7 protein-coding genes are annotated in these 23,792 nt (G+C 64.1%); 3 read left to right on the top strand and 4 right to left on the bottom strand.

The window, feature by feature from the left end; translation table 11 throughout:
* Positions 1–59: 59 nt before the first annotated feature.
* On the top strand, positions 60–2,234 hold the full coding sequence (locus A5759_RS07445) for an acyltransferase family protein (RefSeq protein WP_068195842.1): 2,175 nt from the start codon (positions 60–62) through the stop codon (positions 2,232–2,234).
* Positions 2,235–2,255: 21 nt separating this feature from the next.
* Here the strand turns inward: A5759_RS07445 and A5759_RS07440 are convergent, their stop codons facing one another.
* Positions 2,256–4,001, bottom strand: a complete 1,746-nt coding sequence (locus A5759_RS07440; RefSeq protein ID WP_068195793.1) for an AMP-binding protein — start codon at positions 3,999–4,001, stop codon at positions 2,256–2,258.
* 324 nt (positions 4,002–4,325) lie between these two features.
* Between A5759_RS07440 and pks2 (A5759_RS07435) the strand changes: the two genes are divergently transcribed.
* Entirely contained in the window at positions 4,326–10,658 is a 6,333-nt protein-coding gene (gene pks2 / locus A5759_RS07435; protein WP_082962033.1) for a type I polyketide synthase, read from the top strand.
* A gap of 22 nt (positions 10,659–10,680) precedes the next feature.
* Here the strand turns inward: pks2 (A5759_RS07435) and pks2 (A5759_RS07430) are convergent, their stop codons facing one another.
* Complete coding sequence (gene pks2, locus A5759_RS07430; RefSeq protein ID WP_369816174.1) at positions 10,681–18,498, bottom strand: sulfolipid-1 biosynthesis phthioceranic/hydroxyphthioceranic acid synthase; 7,818 nt, start codon at positions 18,496–18,498, stop codon at positions 10,681–10,683.
* 142 nt (positions 18,499–18,640) lie between these two features.
* Here pks2 (A5759_RS07430) and A5759_RS07425 point away from each other — a divergent pair, with 142 nt between their 5' ends.
* Positions 18,641–20,377, top strand: coding sequence for an AMP-binding protein (locus A5759_RS07425; RefSeq protein ID WP_068195786.1), 1,737 nt, complete (start codon positions 18,641–18,643; stop codon positions 20,375–20,377).
* A gap of 12 nt (positions 20,378–20,389) precedes the next feature.
* On the opposite strand, the gene A5759_RS07420 is transcribed toward A5759_RS07425, so the two are convergent.
* Both A5759_RS07420 and A5759_RS07415 read right to left on the bottom strand, forming a co-directional pair.
* Positions 20,390–20,728, bottom strand: a complete 339-nt coding sequence (locus A5759_RS07420; RefSeq protein ID WP_068195783.1) for a hemophore-related protein — start codon at positions 20,726–20,728, stop codon at positions 20,390–20,392.
* A gap of 151 nt (positions 20,729–20,879) precedes the next feature.
* Complete coding sequence (locus tag A5759_RS07415) at positions 20,880–23,753, bottom strand: RND family transporter (protein WP_068195779.1); 2,874 nt, start codon at positions 23,751–23,753, stop codon at positions 20,880–20,882.
* Positions 23,754–23,792 lie beyond the last annotated feature (39 nt).

Genomic DNA, 23,792 nt, shown 5'->3' with positions numbered 1-23,792 from the left:
TCGAGGGGGCAGCTGTGACGCGACGGTATCAAGCCCCTCGTCGCTGAGAGGGGGTGCGGGTGCAACAGCCCGACGTAGTCAGCCAACCAAGCAACCTGAACGGTCAGCCGTCCGCCAAACCGGGGTATCGCCCGGATGTCGAAGGCTTACGCGCCGTCGCGGTACTGGCAGTCGTCCTGTTCCACGCCGACGTGCCCGGGGTTGGTGGGGGATACATCGGCGTCGACGTGTTCTTTGTCATCTCTGGGTTCCTGATCACCGGGCTGCTGTGGCGTGAAATGAGGACTACGGGAAGCGTGGGCCTACGCCGATTCTACGGAGCACGCGCCCGCCGTCTGCTACCCGCATCGGCCGCAGTGGGGGTGGTCACCGCAATCTGCTCGGCGGCCCTGTTACCCCCATTGCAGGCGAGAAGCGTCTTCCTCGACGGCATCGCCAGCGCGTTGTACGTAAGCAATTACCGGTTCGTGCTCGACGGCGTTGACTATCTCGCGCCCTACATGCCCCCATCCCCCTTCCTGCACTATTGGTCATTGGGCGTCGAAGAGCAGTTCTATCTCGTATGGCCGGCTCTGATAATCGGCGCAGCGTGGATTATCAGCCGTACCCGCCGAGGCATCAAAGCCGGACATAACCGGTCGGAACGCCCGTACATCGTGATCTTTGCGCTCGTGGCAGTGGGATCGTTTGCCCTGTCGCTGGCGGCCACTCGCGTTCTACCATCCATCGCGTTCTTCTCGCTGCCGACGCGAGCCTGGCAGTTGGCCGTCGGCGGCTTGGTGGCGCTCACAGCCACCCAATGGCACCGGTTGTCCCCGAGGTTCGCCGTGATCGCGGGCTGGGCAGGTCTGGGCATGGTGCTGCTGGGCTGCACCTTATTGCGCGAGACGACCCCTTATCCCGGCACCGCCGCACTGCTGCCGACGGTGGGAACCGCGCTGATAATCGGTGCCGGCTGCGTCGCTCATGGAAAGGGTTGCGGTCGCGTCTTGTCGCTTTCTCCGATGCGGGCGATCGGCCGGGTGTCTTACTCGTGGTACCTCTGGCATTGGCCGGTACTGCTGCTCGCACCCCCCTTGCTGGACCGCCCACTCGGCTTGACCGGCCGACTGATCGCCGCCCTCATTTCCCTCGTTCTTGCAGTCCTCACACTGCATCTCATAGAGAACCCGCTGCGGTTCTCCGCTGGAATCCGCCGATCGCCCGCCCGAAGCCTGGCGCTCGGCGCTGCCGCCACCGCGGTGGCAGTCTCGGTGTGCGTTGCGTTGCTGATCGTCGTACCAGTCCCTGTAGGCCGCGGTGCGCCGGCCGCGCCGTTGGTCATCAACGCAGCCCAGCCTCCACCTCAGGGTGATATCCGGGCCTACGAGAGCGCGGTCGAGGACGTCTTCGCACAAGTCCAAGCCGCTGTGGCGGCGTCGGCGGGCAAAACAGCTGTACCGCGCAACCTCCGGCCGCCCCTTGCGGACGCGACAGCCCAGGTCAAGATTCTGCTTCAGGAAGGCTGCATGCGGAACATTTTCCAGATCGAGCAACCCGAATGCGCGGCTGGCGATGTCACCTCAGCGACGACCGTGGCGCTGGTCGGCGATTCGAACGCCACGATGTGGAGCCCGGCGCTCGAACAGGCAGCCGAAGAACGACACTGGCGGCTGGAGTTGTTGACGAAAGCGGGCTGCCCACTGATGGATGTCCCGATCACGCACCCGAACCTGCGGCGGGTGTACACCGAATGTGAGCAATGGCGCGATGGCATCGTCGCTCGACTGCGTGCTGAGCGCCCACAGCTGGTAGTGCTGGGGATGAAACGGCACTATAACGCTGAAGCCTTCGGATTTACGTCCTACGACTCAGCCTGGCACGACGGACTGACCCGGATGGTGCGACAGCTGCGCGAACTCGGTTCGCAAGTCATGGTGTTAGGTCCCATCCCGGATCCACAGGCAGTCGCGTCGATCTGCCTATCCGGTCATCTTGACGATGCGAACGCCTGCTCGCCGCAGAGGTCAACCGCCGTAAACGAATCCGGCATCGCCGCAGAATCGGCGGCCACTGCAGCGGGCGGCGGCCAGTACGTCGACCTCACCGACCTGTTCTGCACCGCCCAGCTCTGCCCGGTAATTGTCGGCAACACCCTGGTGTATCTGGACCAGCGTCACATCACAATCGACTACGGCCGACAACTAGCGCCTGTCATGAGCGCGCTGGTCGAGCGCGAACTCGCGCGCAGATGAGAGCGAGTGCGGCAGGCGTGCCTAACCATCCACCCGGACGAACTCGTCCTGCTGGTACTTCTCGACACACGCCGCTCGCCTGACCTTGCCACTAGTGGTAATCGGGATCGAACCAGGTTCCACCAGAACAAGATCCGCAACCGCGAGTCCATGTGAGTTCGAGATCGCCGACGCCACCTCGCCCTTCACGGCCGCGAACCTCTCGGCCACTTCCTCATCGGAGTTGCCCCGTTTCTTGATTTCGACGATCACGACAAGCTGCTCACTGCCCTCGTCCGGGACGGCTATGGCCGCAACCCGTCCCCCGGTAATCTCCTGGCTGGTTGCCTCGATGTCGTCGGGAGAGTGGTTGCGGCCGTAGACGATCAAGAGATCCTTGATGCGGCCGACGATGAACAGCGCCCCATCGGTGACGAAGCCCAAATCTCCGGTCCTGAGCCATGGACCCTCCGGTGTGCCCGCGGACGAGGCGACAAGCATTCCGCCAAAGGTGCGTTCGGTCTCCTCCGGCTTCTGCCAGTAGCCCAAAGCGACATTGTCACCGTGCACCCAGATTTCGCCGGTCGCACCATCCGGGCATTCGGTTCGCGTCTCCGGATCGACGATCCGCACGATGGGCGACTCGGTCAGTGGGTAACTGATCAGTGGAGTACCGCTTCCGCCCGCACACCGCTTCGCCTCGCCGGCGGCAAGCTTGTCGGACTCGAACTCGACAACCTGCGGCGGTTCGCCCGCTTTGCTGGTCGCAACATAGACGGTCGCCTCCGCGAGCCCATATGACGGCCGCACAACCGATTCTTGGAGATTGAACCGCGCGAACCTGTCGGTGAATCGCTGCAGCGTCGCGGGGTGGACTCGCTCGCTACCGCTGAGAATGGTCTCGACACTGCCGAGGTCATAGCCGGCCATGTCCTCGTCGGACGTCCTGCGGGCTGCCAATTCGAAAGCAAAATTCGGTGCGGCGGAAAAGGCATGGGTATTGCTTGCCATCAAATGCATCCAGCGGGCTGGACGCTGAAGAAACGACACCGGGCTGGTGACCACCGATTGGTACCCGCCCAGAATCGGCGCACAAACTCCGAGAACCAAACCCATATCGTGGTAAAACGGCAACCACGACACGATGGTGCTGTCTAGCGGTGCGACACCGTGCGCATGCGCAAAGTAACCGGACATCAATTGCTCGAAATTGACCTGGAGATTGGTGTACGAGATCATCACTCCGGCTGGTTGCCGAGTCGACCCGGACGTGTACTGCAAATATGCGATCGATTGATAATCATCTGACCATGCGTCGGAATTCAGCGGCGCATTCAAATCCAGCAAATCGATTTCGATGGTCGTCGGCGCGGGCTCCCCGGGTTTCGGCGTGATCGACGAGCGGACCGCGTCGATCACCGAAGAAGAGGTGAGAACGGCGGTCGGCCGCGCGTCATGCAGCACCGAATCGACACGCTCGTCGCTGACTCCGCCGAGCGGAACCGAGAGCGGAACCGCGACAACCCCCGCCTGTAACGCGCCTAGAAACGCCACGACGTAGTTCAGTCCCTGCGGGGCAAGTATCACGGCGCGGTCGCCCGCGGCGACACATTGTCTGAGTTCCCGGGCGACATTCATGGCCTGTCGGTGCAACTGCGCCCACGTGAGGCTTTCGGCGACGCCGGCCCAGTCTTTGTCGTAATCGACGAACGTAAATGCCGTTTCATCGGACTGCAGGCCGGCGCGCTCGCGCAGCAGTGCCGGGAGGGACGTCTCATCCACGCGCATGACGTTACCGTGATGAATGGTGCAGCACTCGAAGAGGGCGTCTAAGTAGCTGTCGGGGGCGGACGCGGACGACAGCTGAGCCCTTGCGGTGGCGGGTTGAGGGTCATCCGCTCGCAGTGGGCACCCGGGCGTCGCCACAAGCTCGCGGGCCTGTTTGGATCGAGCATGACATCTACGCTCCGGCTAACGGGGCTGGTGTTCGAACGGCCCGATAATGTGATGCGGTCGATTGACACAGATCACGGCATCGTGGATGTTCGGGTGAAGTGCCGTACTGGGGCAAGCGGCGAAAGAGGCGACTCGTCGCCGCCGTAAGGAGACGGAATGGTTTCACTGGGGGAGTCCGACGACCGGGCAAACTGCCTATCATCGCCGGATCCCACGCCCGGTGCGAACACCAGAGCTGCCGTTCCGATTGCTGTCATCGGTATGGCTTGTCGCCTTCCGGACGGTATCGACTCCCCCGCACGGTTATGGGAGTCGTTGTTGCGAGGCGATGACCTGGTCACCGAAATTCCCGGCGACCGCTGGGACGCCGATGATTTCTACGACCCAGAGCCAGAGGTGCCCGGCCAGTCGGTATCCAAATGGGGCGCATTCCTCGACGATGTCGCCGGTTTCGATTCCGGATTTTTCGGGATCGCCGACGCCGAGGCTGCCGCCATGGACCCGCAGCATCGGTTGTTGTTGGAGAACTGCTGGGAAGCGACGGAGCATGCCGGCCTTGTACCGCAGACCCTGTCCGCTTCGCTCACCGGCGTCTTCGTCGGACTGGATCATTCCGACTACCAGTTGGTCAACTCGGATTCTGACGCAATGGCGGGCCCGTTCGGTTACCTGGGAAACAGCTCCGGCATGGCTTCCGGACGGATCGCGCGCATCCTGGGGCTCCGTGGTCCCGCGGTGACGTTGGACGCTGCGGGTTCTTCAGGTCTCCTTGCGGTGCACATGGCCTGCCGCAGCCTGGGTGACGCAGAGACAGATTTGGCGTTCGCCGGCGGGGCCTTCGTGATGCTGGAACCACGAAGGTTTCTCGAAGGGACGGCGAGAGGCGAACTGTCGCCTACGGGACGCTGTCGCGCATTCGACGCCACAGCGGATGGGTGCGTCTACGGCGAGGGTAGCGCGGTGGTGTTACTCAAACGTCTGCCGGACGCGATCAGGGACGGCGACAGGATTCTGGCGGTGGTGCGTGGCACGGCAGCCAATCAGCAAGGCCGGATAGTCGAGACGTCGGAATCGTCGCTCAGTGCCCTGACAAGCCTGTACCGGGCAGCCCTGACCACCGCGGGCGTAGACGCCAAGACGATCGGCTTGGTCGAGGCACACGGTGCCGGGTCCCCCGTGGACGATCCAATCGAATACACCAGCGTGACCAAAATCTATGGCGTGGACAGTGATTGTGCACTGGGTTCGGTGAAGACCAACCTCGGCCACGCACAGTCGGCATCGGGAACCGTGGGTTTGATGAAGGCGGTGCTCGCTCTGCGTCATGGCGTCATTCCACCGAGCCTGCACTTCACTCGCCTGCCCGAAGAACTCGCTGACGTCCACACCAAACTCTCTGTCTCGCAAGATGTCAGGCAATGGCCGTCGCCCGGTGAGCATCCACGACGCGCCGCGGTTTCGTCCTGCGGCGTGACAGGAACCAACGTCCACGCCATCCTCGAGCAGGCCCCTCCACCACCGGGACCCGAGGCGGGTCACGACGGGAAAGCCGACGCGACGCTGCCGGCAGCACAACCGTTTCTGATCTCGTCCTCGTCGACCGACCAGCTGCGTCGGACTGCGAGCCGGCTGGCCGACTGGGTGCAAGCGCACGATGACGAGCCGCTATCAGATCTGGCCTACACCTTGGCGCGTCGACGGGCACACCGCCCGATGCGGACCGCCGTGATCGCAAGCAGCCGACCCGACCTCGTGGAAGGTTTGCGCGCCGTCGCGGCCGACGACGACACCGCTTATCGCGCCGCGGTCGGCCACGACGACCGCGGCCCGGTTTGGGTGTTCTCCGGCGAGGCGACGCAATGGGCAGCCGTCGGCGCCCATCTACTCAGAACTGAGCCGGTGTTCGCCGCCACGGTCGCGCAGATCGACTCGGTGATCGCTCGTGAATGCTCGTTCTCGGTGACCGAAATGGTGTCGTCGCCGAACGCGGTCACCGGTATCGAGCGCGCCCAGCCGACGCTCTTCACCATGCAGGTCGCACTTGCCACCGCATTGGACGCCTATGGGTTGCAACCAGGTGCGGTCATCGGGCACTCGCTTGGTGAGGCCGCGGCAGCCGTCGTCGCGGGAGCCCTGTCGCTGGAAGACGGTGTGCGCGTGGTGTGCCGTCGCTCTCGCCTGCTATCCCGCATCGCCGACACGGGCGCTATGGCGTCGGTGGAGTTACCCGCCAAGCAGGTTCTTTCGGAGCTGACGATGCGGCGCGCCAAAGACGTCGCGGTGGCCATAGCCGCCTCGCCGGAGTCGACGGTCATCAGCGGCGCCGCGAACACGGTCCGCGATCTGGTGGCAGGCTGGCAGCAACGTGATGTGGTCGCTCGAGAACTCCCCGCTGATGTCGCCGTTCATTCCCCTCAGGTCGATTCGATCCTCGGCGAGCTGACCGACGCACTGGCAGAACTGAATCCGGCGACGCCGAAGGTTCCGTTCTACTCCGCGACGCAGTTCGACCCACGCGAACAGCCGGTGTGCGACAGCAGGTACTGGGTGGACAATCTGCGCCGCACCGGACGATTCGGTGCGGCGGTGCGGGCCGCATTGGAGGACGGCTACAAGGTATTCGCGGAGCTGGTACCGGAGGCTTTGCTCACCAAGGCTCTCGAGCAGACCGCGCACAGCCTCGACATGGAGTTGGTCGCGCTGGCCGTCGTCCGGAATGAAGAACCGCTGTCATCGGGGCTCCGTGGCGTCGTGGCAGAGGTGCACCGCGCGGGCGCAGCGGTGGACTTCTCGGTGCTCTATCCGAATGGGAATCTGGTCGACGCGCCGTTGCCGTCGTGGACTCATCGACAGCTGTGGTTGGGCGACAATGGCCATGCTTCGCCGACACACAGTGATTGCACCGTCGCGGTACACCCGCTGCTGGGCCAGCACGTGCGGTTACCAGAGGAGCCTGAACGCCATGTCTGGCAACGGGAGATCGACACCACCCAGACGTGGTTGGACGAATATCAAATCGGCGATAAGCCGGCACTCCCAGGGGCTGCCCTCTGCGAAATGGCGCTCACAGCCGCGCATGCTGTGTTCGGTGAGACGACTGAGGTCCGTGATATCCGCTTGCAGCAGACATTGCACTTGGACGGGCCGACCGTCATCGACGCTTCGGCGACAGTCGGATCACCGGGAAGCGCCGACTTCACTGTGGAGACGAACCGCAGCAACGAGCGAGTGAGGCATGCCGCCGCGATCCTCGGTGCCGCAAATGACGATCAGCCCCCCGCCTACGAGATCCAGTCGCTGCTTTCCATGCACCCGCAGCGCGAAAACGGCGCCGCGTTGCGCGAGCGACTCGAACAGAGCGGCGTTCGCCACGGTCCGGCGTTCACCGGGCTTGACACGATCCACACCGACAGGGCATCGAACACCGTGTTGGCGGAGCTTGCGCTTCCCCGCCAAATCCGTTCCGGGCTGGATGATTACGACGTCCACCCCGCTCTGTTGGATGCGTGTTTCCAGTCCGCGGCCGCCCACCCAGACGTCCAGGCTCTGGACGGGGAGGCGGCGCCTGGGCTGCCCGTGAGCATCCGACGCCTGCGTCCCTATGGCTCGGCACGTGGTGCGCGCTTCTGCTACACGAAGGTCATCAAGGCTGATAGCACCGAGGTCGAGGCCGACTTGGAAATACTCGACGACGAGGGAACGGTGCTGCTGGTCGTCGAAGGCCTGCGGTTGAGCACCGGAACCTCCGAGCACGACCGCAGGGATCGAGTGTTCCGCGAGCGACTGCTCACCGTCGAGTGGTTGAGACGTCAGTTACCTGAACCGGCACGGACCAGTTCTGGGAAGTGGTTGCTGATCAGCGCCACAGCCGCGGACCTGGTTGCGGCCGCCTTGGCCGGTGCGTTGAGTGACCTGGGCGCCCAGTGCACACCCATGGACTGGCCGCAGCACGCTGACGTGATCGACAGCGCGGCGACAGTTGGAAACCATCTGCGCGCAGGCGGTTTCACCGGTGTGGTGGTGCTGGCGGGACCCAAACAAGCCACCGAGGACGGCAGCTTACCCCTCCTCGGACACGAGAACGTGCAGCGTTTGGTACACCTCGCTCGCGCCTTGTCTGAGGTTCCGACTGGGTCGCCTCAGCTCTACGTTGTGACACGCAACGCGCAACCCGTCGTTGCGGGCGAGGACCCCAACTTGGAGCAGGCGGGGCTGCGGGGTTTGGTCCGGGCCATCGGCGCCGAGCACCCACACTTGCATACGACCCTGATCGATCTCGACGATTCCACCGATGCAAGGCATGTGGCGCAGCAACTGGTCGGCGAGTCCGAAGAAGACGAGACCGCATGGCGCAACAGTGAGTGGTACGTCGCGCGGCTGCAGCCGTCTCCACTTCGCCCTGACGAGCGAAGAACAACCGTCGCCGATCATCAACATGATGGAATCTGCCTGCAGATACGAACTCCGGACGATTTGGAGACTCTGGAGCTTGTTGCGTGCGAAAGGAATTCGCCGGGGCCAGGCCAGATTGAGGTTGCGGTCCGCGCAGCCGGCATCAATTCCGTTGATGTGCTTGTCGCGATGGGACGACTCCCGAGCATGGACGGACATCGCCCACAGCTGGGTATGGAGTTCGTCGGTGTAGTGACGGCGCTCGGTCCGGGGGTGGTCGACCATCACGTCGGGGACCACGTGGGAGGCGTCGCCGACGGGTGCTGGCGCAGCTTTCTCACGTGCGATGCCCGCCTGGCCGTCAGACTCCCCGAGGGCCTGTCCGACGGCCAGGCGGCAGCGGCCACAGTCGCGTACGCGACAGCCTGGTACGGCTTACACGACCTGGCCGGGATCGGATCCGGTGACAAGGTGCTGATCCAGTCGGCGGCCGGCGGCGTCGGGCAGGCCGCAATCGCGATCGCACGCGCTGTCGGCGCAGAGATCTTCGCTACAGCTGGTAGCCCGCAGCATCGGCAGATCCTGCGGGACATGGGTGTTCAGCATGTCTACGACTCAGGCAGCATCGAGTTCGCCGAATCGATCAGGCGCGACACGAACGACTATGGCGTCGACATAGTGTTGAACTCGCTGGCCGGTGCCGCCCGACGCGCTGGTCTCGAGCTCCTGTCCGTCGGCGGTCGGTTCATCGAGATCGGAACGGGCGACATTCACGGCGACACGCGCTTGTGGCTTGCGCCCTTCCGTCACAACCTCACATTCCACGCCTTCGACCTGGCGTTGCTGTCTCGCACCCGCCCCCAACGGGTTCGGGATCTGCTGCAGAAGGTGTACGCGCTCGTCGCCCAAGGGGACCTGCCAGCGGCGGAAACCACGCACTACTCGATCGAGGATGCGGCATCGGCGCTTCGGCTCATGGGCGCGGCCGACCACTTCGGCAAATTGGTTCTCGACGTTCCAGACGATCGGCGCGACACAGTGATAGTTCCGCCGGAGCAGGTTCCGGTTTTTCGCCGTGACGGCGCCTACGTCATCGCCGGAGCGCTCGGAGACTTCGGGCTTCACCTCGCGGAGAAGATGGCAGCTGCCGGCTGCGGTCGAGTCGTGATCTCCGCGCGCTCGAGACCGACGTTCGACGCAGAACGAAGCGTCGAGCGCCTCCGGGCATCGGGTGCGGACGTCGAGGTCGTAACAGGTGACATTGCCGATGCCAATACCGTGCAGCGGCTGGTGGCCACAGCGACCGCCGCGGGGCACCAGGTGCGCGGTGTGCTGCATCTGACCGCCTCCACCGACGAGGCGACCTTGTCGAATCTGACCGATGCGCTCATCGAAGGCGATTGGGCAGCAACGGTTCACGGCGCATGGAACCTGCACACCGCCACTTCCGACCAGCCGTTGGACTGGTTCTGCTCGTTCTCATCGGTGGCCGCGTTGATGGGCGCGCCCGGGCAGGGAGGCTATGCCGCCGCCACCGGTTGGGTGGATGCCTTCATGTTATGGCGACGGGCTCACGGCTTGCGGGCGACCGCGATCGCCTGGGGTGCTATCGGACGCTCCTCGGCTGCGTCATCCGGCGCTGATGCCATCATCACTCCCGAAGAGGCCGCATACGCACTAGACACGCTGTTGCGTCACGACCGCGGATACACCGGCTATGCCCCGCTCGAGGGGACGCCATGGTTGGCCGCATTCTCGCAACGTAGTCCTTTTGCCGAAGCATTCCGCTCGACCTCGGAAAACGCTGCGGGCAGTTCCCAGCTTCGCTCCGAACTGAACGAGCTTCCACGCAACGAATGGCCCGGCCGGTTACGGCGGCTGATCTCGGACCAAATCAGCCTGATCCTGCGTCGCAGCATCGACCCGGATCGGCCGCTCGCCGAGTACGGTGTCGACTCGCTCGGCGCCCTCGAGCTGAGGACCCGCATCGAAGCCGAAACCGGAGTGCGTCTCACGGCCGGCGACATCGCCACCATCAACATCCGGGACTTGGCGGTGCTGCTGTGTGAGAGGCTGGCAGCCGTCGAAGGCGGCTGACTTCGACGAATTCGCGAATGCGTCAGTCGATCTCGCCTGTCAGGTCGAACTCGGCCAGTGTGCGGGCAGTCAACTCGCGCAGCGCAGCCTTTGTGTTCGCCGCACCCGGCTGATAGGCGACTACGCTGATGCCGATCTTGTCGCCGATGCGCCCGGCCTGCAACCTCAGTACTCCGCCTGCCCGATCGAGCCATTCGCGGGTCGCAGTGCTGGCCCCTCGGGTGGTGACGTATTCGGCGTCGGTGCCATCGATGCGGCAGATCAACGTGCTGAAGTCACCGAGATTGGAACAGAACACCGGGAGATCCGGGTCGGCGAGTGCCGCATCCGCGCCTCGTCTCAGGGACCTCGTCGTCCTCAACGGAGCCAGCCACAGGAGTTCCTTCGGCTCCTCCGGGCTCTCCAACGAAGCCGTCAGTGCCTGCTTGACGGTGGTGTGAATGTCACGCAGATCCGTCGTCACCCGCGTCGGATCGACGCTGACGCGCGTGACCGACAATGCGATTGCGCGCGTGTCGCCCTCGACGCGGTCGCTCATCGGCAGTTCCAGGGTGACCGCGCCGTCGGCGCGTCGGCGCTCCATCCGCTCCCCGAGTTTGGCGGCCATCCCCGCGATCAGCGTGTCGCCCGTGGCGCCGAGCGCTTCGGCACGGGCATCCCAGTCATCCGCATCGACGTAAACCGTGATACCCGGCACGAGGACGACTTCGTCGCCGTCGCCCTCCGAGAGGATCACAGCTCGCGGCGCCGGTGAGCGAGGGAGATCTCGTCCCTGGCGGCGGGCCAGCCTCAACTCCCGTCGCTGACGCCGATTCAGCGACAGCCCCGTGAAAAACGCCCGGGCCACCTCGGGTGTGTCGCGCGCCGCCTGCCGGGCATCCTGCGTCACTGCACGAAGCTGCGTACGTGAATTGGGCTGGGGGAGGTTGAGATCGAGCTTGCGACCCGAGACCGCATCGGCCAACGCTATTGCGAGGCCGAGCCCGTCGATCAAAAAGTGCGAAACCACCAGGGTGACCGCGGTCGATCCGTCGTTGAGCTTAAGGACGCCGAGATGCCAGCCGGGACCCCGTTCCGCGTCGATCGGCACTTGCAGGCGTTCATCGGTCCAGTCGCTGAGTTCGGCGCGGGGACGAGCGGACTCGGCGATGTCGATGTCCGGCGCCTCCTGAGCCGCGACCCACCGATGCCGGGCGAAGGGCAGCGGCGAACACTCGATGAGGCGTCCGAGTAAACCGTGACCGAGATTGCGATGAAAGCCCCGCAGCGCGTCGAAGTCGACGGGGTGCTCGTACACCCACGTGACCTGAATGAGCTGCTGCTGGCCGACCGCACGATGTCCTGAGTAAAAGGCGTGGTCCAGCAGTGCGAGTCGACTGTCGGGCATATCCCCGTCAGCTGAGCGGCCGTCGGTCTCCTTGCTGGCCTGAGGGCTGAAGGGCGGGAGCGAGGGCCTTGTACCTTGGCTTGAGGAACCTTTGTCAGAACCCGTCTGCGTTCGCGGGCGGCCGGGCGAAGGCAAGTGGTGCGCATCCCGTTCGTGCCCGTCCGAGGTTACGGCCGGCGTGGCGGCGATCCTCTCGCACAACAAGTCCGCCAGCTCGCGGATGGTGTTGGTGGTGACGAATTCTCGCGGACTGATGCGGACATCGGTTTCGGCCTCTATTCGGGTACGTAGCTCGAGGGAACCCAGCGAATCCAGCCCGTACTCCGAGAGCGGATGGTCGGGATCGACGCTGCGGCGCAGGATCAGGCTGATCTGATCGGAGAGTACGCGCCGCAACCGCGCCGGCCACTCGTCTGTCGGTAGCTCATTGAGCTCGGCACGCAATCTGCTTGTGGCCGTTTGGTTTTGACTGGTCACCCGAAACGCTTCGGCAAACGGGCTGGATCGGGCGAGGGTGTCCAACCAGGGTGCGTCCACGTATGGCGCATAACCGCTGTAGGCGCGATCGTGGCGCAGCAGCGCTTCGAATGCGAAGGCGCCCTCGTCGGGCGCGATCGCCAGCCGGGCGTCCTCCGCCAGCGCGGCGCCGCGCCCGATCTGCGCCCAGGCCCCCCAGGCGATCGCCGTCGCCGGCAGACCCTGCGTGCGCCGCCACAGGGTGAAGGCATCCAGCCAGCTGTTGGCCGCCGCATAGGCACCCTGCCCTGGCGAACCCACCAGCGCGGCCGCCGAGGAGAACGAGCAGAACCAGTCCAACGGCTCGTCGGCAGTGGCAGTGTGTAAGTGCCACGCCCCGGCCACCTTCGGTGCCCAGTCACGCTCGACGAGCTCGTCGGTGATGTTGGTCAGGGTGGCGTCCTCGATCACCGCCGCTGCGTGCAGAACACCGCGTAGCGCAAGCCCGGTGGCGCGGGCCGCCGCGACCAACCGATGAGCGGTTGCGGCCTCGGAAATGTCGCCGCATTCCACGACGACGTCGGCGCCCGAGGCCCGGATGTGTTCGATGGTGTGCAACGTGTCTCGATCGGGTTCAGACCGGGAAGAGAGCACGATGCGCCCGCAGCCGGCCGCTGCCATCTTCTCGGCCAGGAACAGCCCGAGTCCCCCCAACCCGCCCGAGATGATGTAAGCGCCGTCGCTGCGGAAGACCTGCACCTGGGCCGGCCGCACCACCACGCGGCTGGACCCGGTTCGTGGCATGTCGAGCACCAGCTTTCCGGTGTGCGCAGCGCTGCTCATCAGCCGAATAGCGGTGGCGGCATCGGCCAAATGGTAGTGCGTGCTCTGCGGCATCGGGAGCGTGCCGTCGCCGGTTAGCCGATACACCGTGCTCAATAGGTCGCGTAGCCGTTCGGGATGGCTACGGGACAGCAGTCCGAGGTCGACGCCGTAGAACGCGAGGTTGCGCCGGAACGGAAAGAGCCCTAATCGGCTGTCGCCGTAGATGTCACGTTTGCCGATCTCGACGAACCGTCCACCGAACGCGAGCAGCTCGATGCCGGCACGTTGGGCGGCGCCGCTCACCGAGTTGAGCACGATGTCGACGCCGTAGCCGTGCGTGTCGCGCCGGATCTGCTCGGCGAATTCGGTGCTGCGCGAGTCGTAGACGTGTGTGATGCCCATGTCGCGCAACACCCGCCGGCGCTGCTCGCTGCCTGCAGTGGCGAAGATTTCCGCTCCCGCCGTACTCGCGATCGCGATCGCCGCCTGCCCGACCCCGCCAGTGCCGGAATGAATCAGCACCTTCTCGCCGCTCTTGATGCCGGCGAGATCGTGCAGGCCATGCCAGGCCGTGGCGGTCGCGGTGGTCACCGCGGCCGCCTGTCCTTCGGTGAGTCCGGTCGGCAGCGCGACGGCCGTCCGTGCGTCACAGGTCAGGAAGGTCCCCCAGCAACCGTCGGCGGAAAGGCCGCCCACACGATCACCGACCCGGTGGTCGACCACGCCCGGGCCGACCGCCGTCACCACCCCGGCGAAATCGGTGCCCAGCTGCGGCAGTTTCCCCTCGAACTCGGGGTAGCGGCCGAACGCGATCAGCACATCCGCGAAGTTGATGCTCGATGCGCTGACGGCAACCTCGATCTGTTCCGGGCCTGGTGTATTCCGTTTATCTGCAGCGATTTCCAGTGTCTTCAGGTCACCAGGTGTGCGGATCCGGGCGCGTATGCCGTCGCGCTCGTGGTGGACGACTACGGTACGTCGATCCTCCGGGGCGAGCGGCGCCGGTGACAACCGCGCGACGTACCACTGGTTGGCTCTCCAAGCGGTCTCATCCTCGTCGGAGCCGCTGACCAGTTGCTGTGCCAACTGCTCGGTGTCCGTTGCGGAGTCGAGATCGATCTGGGTCGCGTGCAGATGCGGATGCTCCGCGCCGATCACCCGCGTCAAACCGCGTAGCCCAGCCTGTTCGAGGTTGGCCACGTCGCCCGCCACCACGGTTCGGGCGTTACAGGTGACCACCCACAGACGCGGTGATTCGGCGGGGAACTCGGCCAGTTCACGCGCGATGTGCACCAGGTGCCGCACATGGTCGCAACCCAGCTCTGCCGGCCCTTTGCCGGCGACCGCGTTCGCCGGGCCCGCGAGCACCACCACGCCGGTGAAGGCACTTTCCTGCATGTTGCTCTTGAACTCTTCGGCGCTGGCGGTCGGGTCATCCTGGACGGTCCAACCCATCGCAGTGCACTGTGCGCCGCGATCTTTCAACGCAGCGGCCAACGCGGTGGCCCTTGAGTCGGGAGAGGAGGCACTGATCACCAACCAGGAACCGGCGTCGGCATGACCCAGTTCAGGCAACTGCCGTCGCCGCCATTCGATCGCCAGCAGTCGCTCGGAAAGCACCCGTTCTCTGTGGCTCACCTCGGAGGTTCCGGTACCCAACCGCAGACCCTGCACGGCGAGCAGCACCGTTCCGCCCTCGTCGAGCACATCCAGATCGGCCACCACGCCGGAACTCTCGGCCTTCGTCACCCGGGTGTAGCAGTAGTGAGCGCTGCGAGCGGCACCGTGGACACGCAGGCGAGACACTGCCAGCGGCAGTGCCAGCGCTCCGTCGCTCAGAGCCCGGACGGCGGGATGCGCGCCGACGGACTGGAAACACGCATCGAGCAGAGCAGGGTGCACGCCGTACGCATCTGTCTGCGAGCGAATCTCCCTGGGCAGCATGACCTCAGCCAGCAGAGTCTTCGAGTCCGCCGCCCCGGTGTATGCCGCAATCAGACCGGTGAATGCTGGACCGTACTCAATACCCTTGTGCTCCAGGCTCTCGCGTATCTCGGCGCCGTCTCGCCGGCACGGGTGTGCGGAGAGCAACGCAGCCAGATCGTAGGCAGGCGGTTGCTCGGGCGCTGCGGCGTGCAGCACTGCTGCAGCGTGCTGCAGTCGTTCCCCCTCGTGGTGTGACACGGCAGCGAAGTCGGCTTTTTCCGCCGACGCAACCGTGGCCGAAGCCTCCAGTGTGGATTGCTCATTCAACAGCAACGCCTGCTCGAAACGGACGTCGCGGACCTCACCGGCCTCGCCCAACACTGTGCGCGCCGCCGCCAACGCCATCTCGCAATAGGCCGCCCCCGGGAGCACCGCCACATCGCGGATCCGGTGATCGCCCAACCACGGCTGAGCACCGGTGCCGACGTCGCCCTGCCAGATGTGGCGTTCCGGTTCCTCCTGCAAGTGCACATGCTGGCCGAGCAGCGGGTGTACCGACACAGCGCACCCGTTATGCGTTCGGGCATCCTGTGCGTCGGGAGTCAGCCACAGCCGACGGTGTGTCCACGTCGGCAGGGGCGCATCGATCAATCGACCGCTCGGATAAAGCGCCGAAAAATCGACTTCGGCCCCAGAACTGTGCAGGTCTGCCAGGAAACCGCGGAGCCCGTGGGCTGACGGTTGTTCGCGCCGCATAGCGGCCAGCGCGGCCAGCAGCACGTCGAGGCTGCGAGCGGTCTGCTCGACCGCGTGCGTGAGCAGCGGGTGCGGCGCCAACTCCGCGAAGACCCGGTACCCGTCCTCCAGAGCCGCCTGCACCGCCCCGGAGAACCGGACCGTCTGTCGCAGGTTGTCCACCCAGTAGTCGCTGTCGAACACCGACTGTTCGCGCGAGTCGAACTGCGTCGCCGAATAGTAGGGAATCTCCGGTGCCATCGGATGCAGGTCTGCCAACACCTCGGCCAGCTCGTCGAGGATCGGCTCGACTTGAGGTGAATGCGATGCGACGTCGACGGCGATCTCGCGGGCCATCACGTCACGCTGCTCCCATGCGGCAACCAGTTCGCGAACCGTCTGGGTGGCGCCGCCGATCACCGTGGACTCCGGGGAGGCCACCACCGCCACCACGGCGTCCTCGACCTCGGCCACCGCAAGTTCGGTGAGAACCTGTTTGGCCGGCAGTTCCACCGAAGCCATGGCGCCGGCGCCGGAGATCCGCGACATCAGCCGCGAGCGCCGGCAGATGATCCGCACACCGTCTCCCAGCGACAGCGCCCCCGCGACAACCGCTGCCGCGACCTCGCCCAACGAGTGCCCGATCACCGCACCCGGGCGCACTCCACAGCTCCTCATCGTGGCCGCCAACGCGACCTGGATGGTGAACAGCGTCGGCTGGATGCGTTCGATGCCCGTGACGACGCGCGGCGCAGACATCGCGTCCGTCACCGAGAACCCGGATTCACGGGCAATCAGGGGCTCCGCCTGAGCGACCGTCGCAGCGAACACCGGTTCGTTGGCTAAGAGGTACGCGCCCATCCCCGCCCACTGCGACCCCTGGCCGGAAAAGACCCACACCGGACCCCGGTCATCGCGTCCGACGGCAGCCTGATACGGAACCTCGCTTTCGGCGACCTGGCGCAGGGCTTCGGCGAGTTCCGGTGGGCTGCTCGCGATTACGGCGGTGCGAACGGGACGGTGAGCACGCCGGCGTGCCAAGGTATATGCCAAGTCCGGCAAGGCTACGTCTGATTGTGTTCGCACCCAATCGGCCAGTCGACCCGCGGTGCGGCGTAACTCCTCGCTCGAGGTGGACGACAGCGCGAAGATCTGGGGTGCTGTCGAGTTGGCTGGAGTTGAGCCGGTAACGGGCGCAGTGGTTTCCGGAGCGCTCTCCACGATGGCATGGACGTTCGTACCCGAGAGTCCATACGACGATACCGCGGCCCGCCGAGGGGTACGACCGTTAGCGGGCCACGGTGTATGCGCCTGCGGCACAAACAATCTGGTGTCGATTCGGGCGAGTTCGTCGGGTAGACGAGTGAAATGCAGGTTCTGCGGAACGCCACCATGTTGCAGGGCGAGGATCGTCTTCATCAGCCCAAGCACACCCGCAGCCGACTGGGCATGACCGAAATTGGTCTTCACCGAGCCGAGCGCACACGGACCCTCGACGCCGTAGACCTTCGCCAGGCTGGTGAATTCGATCGGATCACCCACTGGAGTGCCGGGGCCATGCGCCTCGACCATGCCGACGCTTCCGGCGTCCACGCCCGCAGCGGCCAACGCGGCCCGAAACACCGCAGTCTGCGCGTCCACTGACGGTGTCGAGATGTTCACGGTGTGACCGTCCTGGTTGGCCGCCGTGGCACGCAGAACCGCCAGAATCTGGTCACCATCGCGCAGCGCATCGGGCAGGCGTTTGAGCAGCACCACCGCAGCCGCCTCGCCACACACATACCCGTCGGCCGCGACGTCGAACGCACGGCAGCGTCCCGTAGGCGACAGATGCCCCTCAGCAGTACCTGCAACGAACTTCCGCGGATCCAGCATCACGTAAGCACCGCCCGCCAGTGCCATGTCGCTTTCACCGTCATTCAGGCTGTGAAATGCAAGATGGACGGCAGTCAGGCTGGAGGAGCATGCAGTATCCACAGTCAACGCCGGGCCACGGAGACCCAGCACGTAGGCGATCCGCCCGGACGCCATGCTGAAGATGTTGCCTGTGAAGCCGTACGGCTTCTCCATCGCCTGGGAACCGACCGTCACGAGTTGGTAGTCGAAATGCGTCAGGCCGATGAACACGCCCGTTCGAGAACCGAACACGACCTCCGGGACCAGACCGGCGTGTTCCACGGTTTCCCACGATGTTTCCAGCAGCAGCCGGTGCTGTGGGTCCAGCGCAGCGGCCTCGCGTTCGTTGAGGTGAAAGAAGTCGGGATCGAAGCCGCCAACGTCTTCGAGGAACGCGCCCCACTTAGACGTCGACCTGCCGGGCACACCGGGTTCCGAATCGTAGAACTCGTCGATATCCCAACGTTCGCGTGGAACTTCGGTCACCAGATCTTCGCCCCGCGCCAACGCCTCCCAGAGCTTCGCAGGGGAATCGATGCCGCCGGGCAGTCGGCACGCCATGCCGATGGCGGCAACCGGGATGACAGGCTTGGTGTTGATGGGCGACGCTTTCACCGAGAACCCCCGTGTGCCAGTAAGTCAAGCACCCGATGAGGCTATCCACTTTTAGTGCAATTCGGGATGTAAATGACGGGTGATCGCGTACTTTCTGCCGACAATTACATGTACCTCGGCTTTTGCACGGTAATCTCAAGCCGTGCTCGAGGCGTCGATTCCGGCTCTTGTGCGAGAACGTGCCAGCCTGCAGCCTAATGACACGGCATTCACATTCGTCGATTACGACCGGGACTGGGAAGGTCTTTCCGAGAGCGTCACCTGGTCGCAGTTGCATCGCCGATCGTGCAACCTTGCACGCGAACTCAGGCTCTGCGCATCAGCGGGTGACCGGGCGGTCATATTGGCGCCACAGGGGCTCAATTACGTCATCGCCTTCCTCGGAGCCTTGCAGGCAGGCCTTATCGCGGTTCCGCTGTCGGTCCCACTAGGCGGCGTCAGCGACGAGCGTGTCGAATCGGTACTGGGCGATGCGTCACCGTCAGTCGTTCTGACCGAATCCGCGGTTGCCGGCGAAGTGGCTTCGCACGCTAAGTCCCAGGGTCGAAGATTCAATCCATCGGTGATCGAAATTGATTCGCTGGAATTGAATGCCCGTGTGCGTTCGGACAGCAGCCAAAACGATTCTGGTGAAACGGCGTATCTGCAATACACGTCCGGGTCGACCCGCCAACCCCGCGGAGTGATGGTCTCCTATAGAAATCTTCGAGCCAATTTCAAACAGTTATCGGCAGGCTATTGGCCGCCACACGGCGTCCCACCATCCGACACCACTTTCGTTTCGTGGCTGCCGTTTTATCACGATATGGGGTTGGTTCTCGGAATCGCTGCGCCGATTGTGTTGGGGCTCCCCGCGATGCTCACCAGCCCGGTGGCCTTCCTGCAGCGCCCGGCACGTTGGATGACATTGCTGGCGACCACTTCTCATCCACTCACTGCGGCGCCGAACTTTGCATTTGAGCTGGCTGTTCGCAAGACATCTGACGACGACATGGCCGGGCTGGACCTCGGAGGAGTGCACTCCGTCCTCAGCGGCGCCGAGAGGGTGAACCCCGCAACCCTCAAGCGCTTCACCGAGCGGTTCGCCCGGTTCGGCCTTCGCGACGAGGTTTTGCGGCCCTCATATGGGCTCGCGGAAGGCACGGTGTACGTGGCCTCCGGCAGAGCCGGGAGCCCGCCCGAAATCGTCGACTTCGAGCGCGACGAACTTGCGGCCGGGCATGCGAAGCGATGCGCTGGCGGAGCCGGCGCAGCCCTGGTCGGCTACCCCCTGCCGAGCTCACCCGTCGTGCGCATCGTCGATGCCGATACGCAGAACGAATGCCCGGACGGATCGGCCGGCGAAATCTGGGTCCACGGCGACAACGTCGCGTCCGGTTACTGGCGCAAGCCCGACGAAACTAAATACACCTTCGAAGCCAGGCTTGCCGCGCCAACAGCGGGTACACCCGAAGGACCGTGGCTGAGGACCGGAGACCTCGGCCTGATATTCGACGGAAAGCTATTCATCGTCGGCCGCATCAAGGACCTCCTGATCGTCTACGGGCGTAACCACTCCCCCGACGACATCGAGGCGACCATCCAGGAGATCACCGGTGGCAGGGCCGCTGCGATAGCCGTTGCAAACGGCGACGACGAGCAGCTTGTCGTCGTGATGGAGGTAATGGCGCGAGGGACCTCCCACGAGGACGTCCTAGAGACGCTCAAGGCGCTGAAAGGCGCAGTCGTCTCGGCGATCTCGGACTCGCACGGCCTCTCCGTGGCGGACCTGGTTATGGTGTCCCCAGGCTCGATTCCGATCACCACGAGCGGCAAGGTAAGACGTGCAACCTGTGCCGAACAGTATCGACGCGGTCAGTTCGTCCGAGCCGACGCCTGATAACCGGTCAGATCAGAAGTTCTGACAGGTGTTGAACGCTGCCTCGATGGACGGCAGGTACGGCTGGGCCCATTGGGCGTTCGCAATCTGCGTCGCTATGACCCGCCGTTGATTCGGTCCCGAGGCGAGGAACTGGTGCAAACCCGCCTGCAGCCCCTTCGCTTGGTTGAAGCCGGCGGCGGCTTCAGGGCTCTGCGCGTTCAGTGCCGCGACCAACTGGGGGTACGTGCACGTCGTGTTGACAGCCGCGTCCAAGTTGGGAGCCGCGGATGCGGCCCCGGCACCGGTTGCCAGCGAGACGGCGACACAGCCCGCACCGACGGCCAGACTGGTAAGCGACTTCTTGATCATGAACGATTCCCTCCCTGCGCAGAATTACGCCGACTTTACTTTGTTACACCGACTAGTTCGCTATGCCGGCTCACACCGTTACAGCGACTTTAGTCCCCGCTGCCAGCGTGGCCCAAACCCTTCGGAGCACACCCCCACCTCGGCTCGAGATTTACCGTTCCTTGCCGAGCAGAGTCCGCACCGCGGGGCGAGGCCCTGTCGGCCGCAGCATGGAACTGGCGGGACGAGGGCGCACGCGTAGCGGCCACCAGAACCACCGTCCCAGCAATGCCGCGATCGAGGGTGTCATAAACGCGCGGACGACCAAGGTGTCGAACAGTAGCCCCAACCCAATGGTCGAGCCGACCTGCCCGATGATCCGCAGGTCGCTGACCACCATCGACAACATGGTGAAGGCGAACACCAGACCTGCTGCGGTCGCGACCTTGCCGCTACCGCCCATGGCCCGAATGATGCCGGTGTTGAGGCCGGCGCCTATCTCCTCCTTCATCCGCGACACCAGCAGCAGGTTGTAGTCAGAACCCACCGCAAGCAGGATGATCACCGACATCGCGAGCACAAGCCAGTGCAATTCGATACCCAGAATGTGTTGCCAGATCAGCACGGAAAGTCCGAACGCCGCACCCAGCGACAGCGCCACCGTGCCCACGATCACGACCGCGGCGACGAAACTTCGCGTGACGATCAACATGATGATGAAGATCAGACAGAGCGCAGCGACACCCGCGAGCAACAGATCGTAGAAAGAGCCGTCACGCAAGTCTTTATATGTCGGTGCGGTACCCGCGACGTAAATTTTGGCGTTCTCCAGCGGAGTCACCTTGAGCGCTTCCTCGGCAGCGGTTCTGATCGCGTCCACCCGCGAAATGGCCTCCGGGGACCCGGGGTCATCCCGGTGCGAAATGATCAGGCGAACGGCTTTCCCGTCCGGGGAGAAGAACAGTTCCATCGCGCGTTTGAAGTCTTCGTTTTCGAAGACCTCCGGGGGCAGGTAGAAGGAGTCATCACTTTGGGCCTCGTCGAAGATTCGGCCCATGGCGGTCGCAGTGCTGCTGGACTCATCCATCCTGAGGATGACACCGGACATCGTGCTGTGCATTGTCAGAACCATTGTCCGCATACTCTGCATGGCCGCGATCATCTGCGGGAACTGAGCGAGCATCTGCGGCAGCAGTGCGTCTATCTTGTCAAGATTTTCGACGAGCTCGTGCATCTTCATACTGATCCGGTCGGGCCCGTCGAGTGCGTCGAATAGCGACCTGAACGCCCAGCAGATCGGAATGTTGAAGCAGTGCGGTTCCCAATAGAGATAGTTACGGATGGGTCTGAAGAAATCGTCGAAATTGGCGATGCTATCCCGCAACTCGTCGGTTATTTCTGTCAGTTCCTTAGTCTTGACAATAGTCTCGCGAGTAATCGCATTCATTTGCTGCATCAGCGAATACATACGCTGTAGCTGCGTCAACATCTTCGTCATGTCATCTGCCTGTTTCAGCAGATCTCCCATGCGGTTCTTCTGAAACGGCAGCATCTGCATGAGACTGGCGCTTTGGAGGCTGATCTGAAACGGTATGGAAGTGCGCTCGATCGGCGTTCCCTCGGGCCGGGTTATACCCTGCACCCTCGACACCCCGGGGACGGCGAAGATGCTCTTGGCGAGTTTGTGCAGTACCAGGAAGTCGGTTGGATTACGCAAGTCGTGGTCGGCCTCGACCATAAGGATGTCGGGCATCATTCGCGACGTCGGAAAGTGCCGCTCTGCGGCGGCATACCCGACATTCGCCGGAATGTCCTGGGGCACGTACATTCGATCGTTGTAGCTGGTTCGGTATCCGGGCAGGGCCAGCAGACCGACGAGAGCGACCACACACGCGGTGATGAGGATAGGCGCCGGCCATCGAACGATGGCCGTACCCAAGCGTCGCCACCTGCGGACGATGACCTTGCGCTTTGGTTCGAACAACCCGAAACGACTGCCGACAGCAAGCGCGGCGGGAATCAGCGTGAGCGCGACCAGAACCGCGATGACCATGCCCACTGCCGTCGGAATGCCCATTGTCTGGAAGTAGGGCAACCGAGTGAAGCTCAGGCAGAATATCGCTCCGGCGATCGTCATACCGGAGGCCAGCACGACCTTGGCCACGCTGCTGTAGGTCGTGTAGAACGCGGTAACTCGATCCTCGCCGGCCTGCCGCGCCTCGTGATACCGACCGGTGAAGAATATGCCGTAATCAGTCCCGATCGCTATGCCGAGTGATACGAGCATGTTCACAGCGAACGTGGAAAGCCCGATGATGTCGTGGTCGCCGAGGAGTGCAACGACCCCCCGGGCTGCCTGAACCTGCACGCCGACGATCAGCAGTAACAGGACAGCGGTGACAATCGAGCGATAGACGAAAAGCAACATCGCGATGATCACTGCGACAGTGACGATGGTGATTTTGATGATGGACTTGTCGCCGGCGTGGTTCATGTCCGAGACCAATGGCGCGGGACCGGTGACGTAGGCTTGCACCCCCGGCGGCGACGGTGTCCGTGCCACGATGTCCCGGACGGCTTCCACGGATTCGTTGGCCAACGCCTCGCCCTGGTTGCCCGCGAGGTTCAGCTGCACATACGCGGCCGTACCGTCGGCGCTCTGCACGCCCGATGCGGTCAGCGGATCACCCCAGTAGTCCTGTACATGCTGCACGTGGGTGGTGTCGGCCGTCAGTTGGCGGATGAGTTCGTCGTAATACTCGTGTGCGTCCTCGCCGAGGGGCTGCTTGCTCTCCAGGACGATCATCGCTACGGAGTCGGAATCCGATTCTTCGAAGACATGCCCCATGCGCTCGATCGCGTTGAACGACGGCGCGTCCCTGGGCACCAGCGAAACCGAGTTCTCCCGCCCGACCTGTTCCAACGATGGGACGGCGAAGAAGAATATCGCGACGAGCACCAACCATCCGACGATGATGGGCACCGAAAGCCGGTAAATCATCCGCGCAATGAATGGCGGTCTTTCGCTCGTCTGCTGGCTGCTCATGCGACTACGAGCAGGCCGAAGGTTGGCCCGGTCATTGCG

It is taken from the genome of Mycobacterium sp. 852014-52144_SCH5372336 (genome assembly GCF_001665615.1).
GTDB lineage: Bacteria > Actinomycetota > Actinomycetes > Mycobacteriales > Mycobacteriaceae > Mycobacterium > Mycobacterium neumannii_A.
This window is presented reverse-complemented; position numbering and strand designations above follow the sequence as displayed.

Bases quoted from the DNA above. Each gene is read 5' to 3' on its own strand.
- A5759_RS07440 (WP_068195793.1), bottom strand. From the start codon at position 4,001: ATGCGCGTGGATGAGACGTCCCTCCCGGCACTGCTGCGCGAGCGCGCC.
- A5759_RS07415 (WP_068195779.1), bottom strand. From the start codon at position 23,753: ATGAGCAGCCAGCAGACGAGCGAAAGACCGCCATTCATTGCGCGGATG.
- pks2 (WP_082962033.1), top strand. From the start codon at position 4,326: ATGGTTTCACTGGGGGAGTCCGACGACCGGGCAAACTGCCTATCATCG.
- A5759_RS07420 (WP_068195783.1), bottom strand. From the start codon at position 20,728: ATGATCAAGAAGTCGCTTACCAGTCTGGCCGTCGGTGCGGGCTGTGTC.